The organism is Chloroflexus sp. MS-G (assembly GCF_000735195.1).
GTDB lineage: Bacteria > Chloroflexota > Chloroflexia > Chloroflexales > Chloroflexaceae > Chloroflexus.
In genome coordinates this window covers 1-10,252 of sequence record NZ_JPIM01000139.1, presented here as the reverse complement: position 1 = coordinate 10,252, position 10,252 = coordinate 1, and the positions used below count along the sequence as shown (strand labels likewise).

Here is a 10,252-nt window from a genome sequence, read left to right as displayed (position 1 = left end):
AAACGCTGCTCACTCCGTTGGGTAGCAGGATCAAATCGCCGCAAGCTATCGATCTCGTCGTCGAACCATTCAATGCGCAACGGCAACTCGTCACCCGGCGGCCAGACATCTAGAATCGCACCACGGCGACTCAATTCACCCGGTGCTTCCACCATTGCTACCCGCTGATACCCATTGGTCAGCAACGTCGCCACTGTCTGCTCGAGCGATACCTGCATTCCCCGTTGCAAGTGAAGCGTGACAGTGGTCAGATCGGCGGGTGATAATGTTGGCTGCATCAAGGCTTTCACCGGCGCCACGATCACCCCGCAAAAGCGCGCAGCCTGTAAGCCGCGTAAAACCGCCAGGCGTTGCCCAACGACATCACGCCCGGGAGACATGTGCTCGTAGGGCAAGGCATCGGCAGCCGGAAAAAGCCAGACTCGATCACTACCGAGCCACTGCCGAAGATCATCTGCCGCCCGCAACGCACTCTCGGCGCTGAGGGTAACGTAGAGGGTTGGTGTCGTGCGTTGACTGACAAGTGCCGCTAACAATACCGATCGGGCTGCCGCCGGAACCGGCGCAATTGCCTGATAACCGGGTCGCAGCGCAGCTTGCAACGACACCACAACCGGTAGTTCAGCAATAATTTTTACCAGTTCGTTGATGCGCTCTAGACGCTGAATTGTTGGCAGTAGAGTCGCCATCGTCAGCCAAAACACTATCAACCGCCGACAAAGCTACCGGCGATTATCACACTCGCATTGTAGTATAGTAACACGAGAAGCAGCACCGGTCACGGACGGCGCGTCAGTAAGACACCGCTGATAATCAGCAAGCCACCGATTCCCTGTACCCACGTGGGCTGTTCACCGATCAGCGGCCAGGCAATCATGGTTGCCACCAGTGGGATTGCACAGCCATAGATGGCAGTACGAGCACTACCGGCGATGCGCACGCTGTTATTCCAGAGCACATAGGCCAGAACCAATGCCAGGATTGTGGCATATGCTAATCCCAGCCACGCCTGAAGGCTGACCTCGCTCCAGGCCACCGTTGACCAGTCAGGCAAGCTGACCAGAACCATTCCCGGGACACCGGTTATCATCGTCCATGTCGTAATGGCCAGTGATGATAATCCCTGACCAAGAGTACGTACACCAAGCGTATAGATTGTCCAGCAGATTGCCGCGCCGAGCATCAGCAGATCACCGAGGAGACCCCGACCGCCGAGAGCCAAGCCACGTTCGGCAACGACCAGCGCAACGCCACCGATTGCCAGTGTGATACCAATTGCCATAACCTGCCGAATCCGCTCGATTCGCAGCAGCGCCGCCGCTAATGCCACTAGAGCTGGTGTTGTGGCGATAATCAACGAGCCATTGGCAGCGGTCGTCAGCGTGAGACTGTACGTAAACAGCGCCTGGTAGATAGTGTTGCCAATGATACCAACCCATGTCAGCTTCCAGAGCGTCCGCCGATCCGGTAACGCTCGCTTTCCTTCGCGCCACAGCATAAATACCAGCAAGATCACACTGGCAGTTGCGAAGCGAAGGGTCGCGAAAGCAAGAGGTGGTATTTCGGTTAAGGACGACTTCACGATACTGAAGTTTGCCCCCCAAATTACCACCACCAGCAACATCGTCAGGTCGATAGCCGTTAAACCGGCAAACAAAACCGGCTGATCGGTGCGCGTTGTTGTCGCCACAAATACCTCACCATTACCTACACCCGACGCATCTCGTCGGCTTTGGTTGACTTTACAACAACGCTGAGCCAGAAACCAGATGCTTTAGACGGATATTTGGCTTGTCAAGGAGAGAGTGGGGAAGCCCCCTCACCTACCCCCCTGCCCCCTTCCTCTCACACGCTGCGGGAGAGGAAGGGGGAATTATTCCCCTCACCTACCCCCTTGCCCCCTTCCTCTCCCACGCTGCGGGAGAGGAAGGGGGAATTATTCCCCTCACCTTCCCCCTGGCCCTCCTTCCGCTCCTACACGAGGCGAGGAAGGGGGGGACGAGCGGAGCAGGGGCGATCTCACGACCCAGATCACCCCTCTCCCGCAGTGCGGGAGAGGGGCTGGGGGTGAGGGCGATCCGCAGCGCGGGAGAGGGGCTGGGGGTGAGGGCGACCCGCAGCGCGGGAGAGGGGCTGGGGGTGAGGGCGACCCCCTCACCTTTCCCTCACTCCTCTCTCGTTTGCCGCTACCACCGCTAATCTACCCGGTGTCGGGATGCCAGCCCCATTCGGCTAGCAGCGCCAAATCGGCTTGGGTCAGTACCCCGGCAGCCGCGGCGCGGGCAAGTAGATCGGGACGCCGAGTCAGTGTTCGGCGGAGTCGTTCGACCCGGCGCCAACGAGCAATCTCACCGTGGTGACCGGAAAGGAGCACGGACGGCACTGCCAGCCCTTCCCATACTGCTGGTCGCGTATAGTGCGGATATTCGAGCAAAAAATCGTTGTGGCTCTCTTCAACAATCGACTCGCTGTCAATCACCCCCGGCGCCAGACGCGCCACCGCATCAACAACAACCATGGCCGCCAACTCACCGCCGGTCAGCACATAATCGCCGATGCTCAACTCGCGGTCGATCAACGTCTCGCGCACACGCTCATCGATCCCTTCGTAATGACCGCACACTAGTAACAATCGTGGCAGGGTTGCCAGTTCACGAGCGATGCTTTGCGTAAACAGCTCACCATCGGGAGTCAGTAAAATCGTCGGCCCCTGCCGCTCATCGGCTGCGCGTACCGCGCGGATTGCCGCTGCCAACGGTTCGGCCTTCATCACCATTCCGGCTCCACCACCGTATGGTGCATCATCGGCAGTACGATGGCGATCAGTCGTCCACTGTCGAATGTCGTGGAGGTGAATCTCGATCTTCCCGGCCTGTTGCGCCCGCTTGAGAATACTCTCAGTGAGCGGCCCCTGGAACATAGCCGGAAAGAGCGTCAGAATATCGAACCGCATTGTAGTCATGCCTCGACGCTGCGCAGATACTGATCAAAAAACTCAACCACGCGCCGACTGTAGGTTATCCGATCAACAAAATACCCACCGCAATGTTCCGCACCAGGCACTTCCCATACCATGCGCGGTTCACGGGCTGCGGCATATAATTGCCGAACGTGGCTCACCGGGACGATGGTGTCATCAGTGCCGTGGATCAAGAAAACCGGTCGAGGGGCGATCTGCCCAATAACATCAATCGGGCGGGCTTGACTGAAACGATACCCGTGGCGGCGTGCGACGATCATATCGGCCAGCCGTACCAGTGGTCTGGCTGGAATGCGTAGCACTTGTTCGATCCCATGGGCAACCACGTCATCACCGGCAGTAAACGAACTATCGGCTACCAGCGCTTTCACCGATTGATCACGGGCCGTCGCCAGAATACCCACTGCGGCTCCCATCGAATAGCCAACGACTCCAATCGATGCTGTGGGTATGCGTTGACGGACATACGCCAGCGCGGCCAGCAAATCCTCGACTTCGCGACTGACCAACGTCTGTGGCCATGGGTCCGACTCGCCCCGCCCACGGTAATCGAAGAGTAGCACGTTATAACCGGCCCGCCAACAATAACTACCAATGCCTAACAACTCATCTTTGCGACCGGAGTGACCGTGACTACCGACGATCACCGCATCGGTCTCAGGTCGAGGCAGCCACCAGCCGACCAGCCGGAGACCGTCGCTACTCCGAAACTCTACCCTCTCGTAGGGAACGCCAAGCTCCCATGGGGTAAAGGTGTATCTGTCGAGGTAAGATTGACGCGGCGGCGGACTAACCCGTAAACTGACGTAATAAGCTGTCCCGGTAATGCCTCCTAACAAGCCGATGGCGCCGGTCAGCGCCATCGGTAAGGAACTCAGCCCAAACCTGGTAGTCATAGCACGTCCTTATCCATTGCTGATAAACTCAAATTTCGTCTCGCTTTGTGGTTGGAGCAATAGATGAATTTCGTAAAGACCCTCGGCGTGGCGTCCCTTGAAAGGCAAGCCCAAGCCGGTGGCAAGGCGAATCATAGCGGTATTGTCGGCGTGGGTCAACAAGATCAGTCGCTCAAGCCCACTCTTGCGAGCTTCAGCGATCAGCAATTCCATCAGCTTGCGCCCAACGCCTGTGCCCTGATAGTCATCACGAACCAAAATTGATGCTTCGGCTACCTTCGGGTTATGTGGCAAGCGAGCAAAACGAGCAACTGCTACCGCTTCCTCGCCGTCTTGCTCGTCGGCAAGGGCAACCAGCGCCGCCTCACGCTGTGGATTAATCGCTGCCAGGCGCTGTGCTGATTTGTGTACCAGCTCCGGCGAGGCATGCTCGGCGGCGATAAAGAACCGCCGGTAGATTGTTTGCGGGGAGAGGCGGTAAAACATCCGCTCAAGCAGCACGGCATCGGGTGCAGACAGACTCCGTACTCGTAACGTGCGCCCATCACGGGTTGTTATTGTCGTCATCGCTGCTGCCTGGCATACAGATTGATCGTTCATTGTCGCTCCTGGTGTGGCTAGTGCTCCGGCAACAGATGCTCGACGGCGCAGATTGCGCTCGTTCACGATACGCTGAATGGTACCTGCCGATATGTCTCACCAGTATGCTGCACCTGTGTGCTACAGGTATTGTAGCATGGGTATGATACAACCGTGAACGATGATAACGCAGTGCGTTATACCGATTCGGAATAACCCTGAGTGCAGGAACGAATGAACGCACATCGAGGAGGAGCCTTGGAAGAACTGATTGCCATCGTTGGCCCAACTGCGGTTGGGAAGACAGAATTGGCCGTAGCCTTGGCCAGGAAACTCAACGGCGAGATTGTCTCTGCCGATTCACGGCAGATTTATCGTGGCATGGACATCGGTACGGCCAAGCCGACACGCGATGAGCTGCGCCAGGCTCCGCATCATCTGATAGACATTCGCGACCCTGACCAGTCATTTTCGCTGGCCGAATTTTACGATCTGGCGCTGGCCGCAATTGCCGACATTCGCTCACGTGGGCGCGTGCCGTTGCTGGTGGGCGGTACCGGTCAGTACCTGGCGGCTATTCTGGAAGGCTGGCAAATCCCACGGGTAGCACCACAGCCTGCCTTACGTGCCGAACTCGAGCAGATAGCAATGCAGGAAGGTCCGACCGCGCTCCATGCCCGTCTTGCCGCCATTGATCCGGTCGCTGCGTCACGCATTCCACCGAGCAACGTGCGGCGCGTGATCCGTGCACTCGAAGTCTATCTGGTCAGCGGCGAACCTATCTCTCGTCTGCAAGAGCGACAGCCACCGCCATTCCGCCCGCGCACCATCTGGTTGCATCGCCCGCGATCCGAATTGTACGCTCGCGCCGATGCTCGCATTGAACGGATGATTGCAGCGGGGCTGGTTGAGGAAGTGGCCGCTTTGCTCGCACGCGGTTACGACTGGTCGCTACCGGCAATGTCGAGTCTGGGATATATTCAGTTCCGACCGTATTTCGAGGGGAAATCTGACTTGGCTTCCTGCATTGAGCGGCTACGCTTCGACACCCACGCCTTCATCCGCCGACAAGAGATGTGGTTCCGTCGGTTGCCCAATCTTGAAATCTGGACACCCGATCACCCGGCGTGGCGCGCCATTATTGCCTGAGCCACTTCATGTTCGCGCAGCACGTGTTCGAGAAACCGTTCGGGATGACCATCGGCTGGTGGTAGACCAAGACGCTGCCGGATCATCATTGCCAGTTGGGCCGCTAGTTCCAGCCGCGAGTCAAGATCGAGTTCTAACCGCCGCTGGAAAAACTCGACCAACAGAGCGACATCTTCGGCGGTTAGCCGTTCAACGTTGGGGACAAGAGGGGTTGGCGGGGCGTCAGGTGCTCGCGGCGGCACCAGGACAACAACTGGTCGCAGCACCTGATCAAGCGTTAGCAGAGCACCTTCGTGAACAACGATTGTCCCCGCAGTTAAATCACCTAGCCGCTGGTGGTAACGATCAACAAACATTGCCAGCAGACCAACCCCGTATCCCAACGGCAAAAAATCAATGGCTCGCATCAGATTCCGCACCACGATCGCCCCCGTGTCGGCTGGACGTCCACCCTCGCGCAAGACGCGCAGTCGCAACAACCGTTTTCCCGGTGTCTGCCCATTCCAGAGCCATTCAAAGAAGATGTAGTAACTCCAATTCACCACAAAGGTGAAGAGAGCGAGCAGCGCCAACGCCAGATCAGTGCTCATCGCTCTATCACTCAAACCAATCGAGGTTGCACCTATGATCAGGATAGTGACCAATATCAGATAGTCGATCAGCGCAGCCAGGCCGCGACTCGCCGGGCCGGCCACAGCGTAGATAATCTCGACCCCTTCAGGGGTTAATACCCGATACTGTTCATCACGCTGAAGGGTGTGCATCACTGCTCTTGCGTTGGCAATTCGGCGTCATCTGGTGGTGTTGACACCAGCTCTGTTTCGTGTGTTACTTCCAGATGGCTCATATCGTTCACTAGCTTCACTCGCCAGTGCTTATAACCAATTTCAAGAATCGTCACCGAGGTATTGCCTATCCCCCGATAATGACCAAAAATTGAGCCATGAAAATTCTCTGCACGCGCCAGCAAGGCCCGAATACAGCCACCATGGGTTACAAAGGCCAGGGTATGACCACGGTGTTGAGCGACCATTGCTTCTACCGCCGTCACGACTCGTTGCTGAAAGCGGGCGATCGTCTCACCACCGCCACGCGGCAAATCCTGCCCCTGCGCAATCTGTTCCCACTCATCAGCAAACCGGTCACGTATCTCTTCGTTTGTTAAACCACTCCAGCTCCCTACATCAAGCTCGCGCAGCGCCGGTAAAAGCTGCACCGGCACTCGCAGCGCAGCCCCAATTTCCCACGCCGTCTGATAAGCCCGCGCCAGATCGCTGCTATAGATCGCACTAAACTGCACTCCTTCGCGGGCCAACCGCTGCGCTAATAACCGCGCCTGTCGAAAGCCAATCTCGTTCAACGGAATATCAGCATGTCCCTGCCAGCGCTTCTGCAAGTTCCAATCGGTCTCACCGTGGCGGATCAGATACACAGTCGTCATACAAATCCTCGCATACAGACGGCCACATCACTTATAGTAGCACGTACCTGCAACCGGATTGTTAATCATGATCAAGAGAGGTACAGCCGGTCTGACCCCACAGGATCGCAGCCGAGAAGCAGGTGCGGGCCATCCTCCCCGTTCCGCTCGCTTGTGAAAGGGGCTGGGGGGAAGGTGCGGGGACGGGTTTCCCATGCGCCCAACGCACTCCCTGCATCACACCTAGCCTAAGCGAGTATAATCTGCGATAACGGACACAGTGAAACTCAGGGAAACCCCATGTTTGATCAACCGACCGAACAATTCACCGACCAGGAAATCGCCCTTCTCCGGCCGTTTGTCACCAACGTTGACCGGCCAATCTTCTGTCTGCGCAATCTACCGGAGGTCGTGAAGGGGGCACTCTTTGCCCGTTACAGCCGAAGCACGAAAAGCCTGCGCCGCCTCCTGCTCGACGAATTCATCAACGAACCGGAATCGGGCTTTGCCGCTATCGTATCCGCGATTGGCGACAGTCCTGCCGCGCAACTGATTGCCGCCCGTCAGGCAGAAGCGTTTTACGACCGTGTCCTGATCGGGTACGGCGACGACTCGGTCGCTGAACTGGGTGGCGCGCATCTAGCCTGCGAGGGCATCAGCAATATCGCTGCCAAGCTCCTCGAAGATCGTCGGATCGGCATTTCACCGCTCGAAAAATCCACTCGCTATGTGCGGTTCGATCTGATGGGGCCGCATGGCTATCGCTACTTGCGCGAACCGGCGATCATGGCCTCGGTATTCGCCCAGCGCTACGTGACCGTGATGGATCAGCTCTTCACCACCTACAGCGCGCTCCTCCCATTGGTACAGGAATGGTTGCAGCAGCGATTCCCGCGTGACGAAGCGACCTCGTTGCGTGCCTACCGCAACACGATCCAGGCCAAAGCCCTCGATCTGTTGCGAGGCCTGCTCCCGATGGCGACCCAAACCAACGTTGGCCTGTTCGGCAATGGCCGCGCCTTCGAGTACCTGATCATCAAACTCCGTGCCTCACCCCTTGCCGAAGCACAGGCCCTTGCCGACGCCATCCAGACCGAACTCGATCAGGTCATTCACGCCTTTGTGAAACGAGCGCGCAGCGACCGTGGTCAGGCGTATGCCGCATATCTGGCTTCGACGCACACGCAGGTAGCGGCTGTTGCAGAGCGACTCCGTCCTATCACCGAACGGACGTCGGCATCTGACCAGGCGGTATCGGTGCAGTTGGTCGAGTATGATCCCGACGCCGAGTGGAAACTGGCCGCAGCGGTGCTCTACCCCCATCTCGATCTGCCACTGACAACGGTGCGCGACATCGTTAGCGGCCTGACCACAGCGGAACGCCAGGCCCTGATCGCTGCTGCCGTCGGCGAGCGAGCCAGCCGCTTCCACCGCCCTGGTCGTGCCTTTGAAGAACCGTTCTACACCTTCGACATCCTGGCTGACATCGGCGCCTACCGTGACCTCCAGCGCCATCGGATGCTGACCCAGGATCGGCAACGGTTTACCGTCATGCATGGTTATAGCATCCCGTCCGAACTGGAACAGATTGGCGTTGCCGACCGCTACCGGGCAGCATTGGAACAGGCCGCCGAACTCGTCACCATCCTGGAACCCATCTTCCCCAACGAAGCGCAATACGCAGTTCCCTTCGCGTTCCGCATGCGCTGGCGCATCAAGCTCAATCTGCGCGAAGCGTACCATCTGATCGAACTGCGCAGCGCCCGTCAGGGCCACCCAACCTATCGCCGGATCGCACAGATGATGTTTCACGCAATCCAATCCGTTCATCCAACTCTCGCCGCTGGGATGCAGTTCGTTGATCACAACGAGTACGACCTCGAACGCCTCGCTGCCGAGCAGCGGCTGGATCAGAAGAGAAGAGTGAAGGGAGAGGAGTGAGAAAGATACCGGCGTTTCCACCCGCGATCCCGCACGTCAGTGCCGTGTAGGGGCGGGTTCCAAACCCGCCCGTGATTATAGGGACGGTGCCACCCCCCGCCCCAGATGACACACTCGTTAGCACAAGCACTGAAAACATCCAGATAAACCAAAAGTACTATTGAATTGCACACCGAAACATGCTACGATTTGGATATAACGTATCCCAAATCGCAATTGCCCTTCCGGCTCTCTGCGCTCCTGGAACCGAAGAGACGCATGAGGCGCATATCTAACCCTTCCGCTCGACTTGTGGGAGGAGGGTGATTGAGAGGAGAGAGGATAATTTCTACCGTACCTGCCAAGATGAGGACCATGCCGCTATGCCCATCTCGCACGCCGAACCGATCACCCTCACCTGCCCCGCCTGCGGCACATCACACACCGCCGACATCTGGCTGATCGTCGCCCCCGACGAACGCCCCGACCTGGTTGAACAGATCCGTAACGGCACTCTGCATACTGCGACATGCCCGCAGTGTGGCCAGACCCGCACCCTCGACGCCCCGCTGCTGATCTTCCGCCCCACCGCCGAGCCGCCCATCCTCTTCTCGCCCGCGCAGCAGACCACGAGCGAACAGGATCAACAGCATGCCGCTGCATTGATCGACATCCTACGCCAGCGCCTGGGCGCAGCGTGGAACGACGCCTGGCTTGGCCAGGGACTGACAGTCGTGCCGCGCCCGATGCTGCTGGTGGCGCTGACTGATGATCCGGCATTGGTGCAGGCTGTAAACGCCTTCCTCAACGCCCGCACCTGGATCGACAGTTACCGGGAAGTGCAGGCCCACCCCGAACTGCTGAGCGACGAAGCGCTGGCAATGCTTGACCAGGCAATCGCCGCCGCCCGCGCTGCAAATAACGCCGACGCCGTCGCCTTTTTCGAGGCACACCGTGCCCTGCTGCGGCGCTGCCGCGAGGTTGGCGCGGCGGCAGCGTTTGCTGAGAAGATCGGTGTATCAGTGGAGCAGATTCGTGGTGTGGATGCAGAGACTGCGCTACCGCCCGAAGTTCAGCAAATGATCGCCAGGATCACCCAACTCAACCGTATTTCCGACATGCCTGAGCGGGTGGAACTATGTCGCCAGGCGCTTACGCTCGTAACGCGGGCAACCCACCCGCGGCTTTGGGCGGCACTCAATGTTAAACTGGGAAATAGTCTTGTCCAAAACCCACGCGGCGAGCGGGGGGAGAACCTGGAACAGGCGATTGCCCTCTATCAGCAGGCCCTCGCGGTTATCACCCGCG

The 10,252-nt window shown here is 58.3% G+C and carries 9 protein-coding genes and 1 pseudogene; 3 read left to right on the top strand and 7 right to left on the bottom strand.

The window, feature by feature from the left end:
• The 5 genes and pseudogenes from JE47_RS0117915 to JE47_RS0117890 form a co-directional block, all read right to left on the bottom strand.
• Window positions 1-689, bottom strand: a pseudogene (locus tag JE47_RS0117915) (transcription-repair coupling factor); the annotation flags it as partial.
• A gap of 89 nt (window positions 690-778) precedes the next feature.
• Window positions 779-1,690, bottom strand: a complete 912-nt coding sequence (locus tag JE47_RS0117910; protein ID WP_031461068.1) for a DMT family transporter — start codon at window positions 1,688-1,690, stop codon at window positions 779-781.
• Window positions 1,691-2,200: 510 nt separating this feature from the next.
• Window positions 2,201-2,953, bottom strand: coding sequence for a tRNA (guanosine(37)-N1)-methyltransferase TrmD (gene trmD, locus JE47_RS0117900; protein ID WP_031461066.1), 753 nt, complete (start codon window positions 2,951-2,953; stop codon window positions 2,201-2,203).
• A 5-nt stretch (window positions 2,954-2,958) separates the two neighbouring features.
• On the bottom strand, window positions 2,959-3,876 hold the full coding sequence (locus tag JE47_RS0117895) for an alpha/beta hydrolase (protein ID WP_031461065.1): 918 nt from the start codon (window positions 3,874-3,876) through the stop codon (window positions 2,959-2,961).
• Window positions 3,877-3,885: 9 nt separating this feature from the next.
• Entirely contained in the window at window positions 3,886-4,476 is a 591-nt protein-coding gene (locus tag JE47_RS0117890; protein ID WP_031461064.1) for a GNAT family N-acetyltransferase, read from the bottom strand.
• A 237-nt stretch (window positions 4,477-4,713) separates the two neighbouring features.
• On the opposite strand from JE47_RS0117890, the gene miaA reads away from it, so the two are divergent.
• Window positions 4,714-5,604, top strand: a complete 891-nt coding sequence (gene miaA / locus JE47_RS0117885; RefSeq protein WP_035419876.1) for a tRNA (adenosine(37)-N6)-dimethylallyltransferase MiaA — start codon at window positions 4,714-4,716, stop codon at window positions 5,602-5,604.
• Here miaA and JE47_RS0117880 read toward each other — a convergent pair.
• A complete protein-coding gene (locus JE47_RS0117880; RefSeq protein ID WP_031461062.1) occupies window positions 5,574-6,368 on the bottom strand; it encodes an RDD family protein in 795 nt (264 codons plus the stop codon). The two genes, miaA and JE47_RS0117880, sit on opposite strands and share 31 nt — an antisense overlap.
• Window positions 6,368-7,045 carry a histidine phosphatase family protein gene (locus JE47_RS0117875; RefSeq protein WP_031461061.1) on the bottom strand — a complete coding sequence of 226 codons (678 nt, stop codon included), beginning with the start codon at window positions 7,043-7,045 and terminating at the stop codon, window positions 6,368-6,370. The genes JE47_RS0117880 and JE47_RS0117875 overlap by 1 nt, the downstream gene beginning before the upstream one ends.
• A 279-nt stretch (window positions 7,046-7,324) precedes the next feature.
• Here JE47_RS0117875 and JE47_RS0117870 point away from each other — a divergent pair, with 279 nt between their 5' ends.
• Both JE47_RS0117870 and JE47_RS0117865 read left to right on the top strand, forming a co-directional pair.
• The gene (locus JE47_RS0117870) at window positions 7,325-8,965 is read left to right on the top strand and encodes an FAD-dependent thymidylate synthase (RefSeq protein WP_031461060.1); all 1,641 of its coding nucleotides are present in this window, start codon (window positions 7,325-7,327) and stop codon (window positions 8,963-8,965) included.
• Window positions 8,966-9,327: 362 nt separating this feature from the next.
• Window positions 9,328-10,252 (top strand): CpXC domain-containing protein (locus JE47_RS0117865; protein ID WP_031461059.1); only part of this gene is annotated, 925 nt, incomplete at its 3' end.

Bases quoted from the DNA above. Each gene is read 5' to 3' on its own strand.
- trmD (WP_031461066.1), bottom strand. From the start codon at position 2,953: ATGCGGTTCGATATTCTGACGCTCTTTCCGGCTATGTTCCAGGGGCCG.
- JE47_RS0117895 (WP_031461065.1), bottom strand. From the start codon at position 3,876: ATGACTACCAGGTTTGGGCTGAGTTCCTTACCGATGGCGCTGACCGGC.
- JE47_RS0117890 (WP_031461064.1), bottom strand. From the start codon at position 4,476: ATGAACGATCAATCTGTATGCCAGGCAGCAGCGATGACGACAATAACA.
- JE47_RS0117880 (WP_031461062.1), bottom strand. From the start codon at position 6,368: ATGCACACCCTTCAGCGTGATGAACAGTATCGGGTATTAACCCCTGAA.
- JE47_RS0117875 (WP_031461061.1), bottom strand. From the start codon at position 7,045: ATGACGACTGTGTATCTGATCCGCCACGGTGAGACCGATTGGAACTTG.
- JE47_RS0117870 (WP_031461060.1), top strand. From the start codon at position 7,325: ATGTTTGATCAACCGACCGAACAATTCACCGACCAGGAAATCGCCCTT.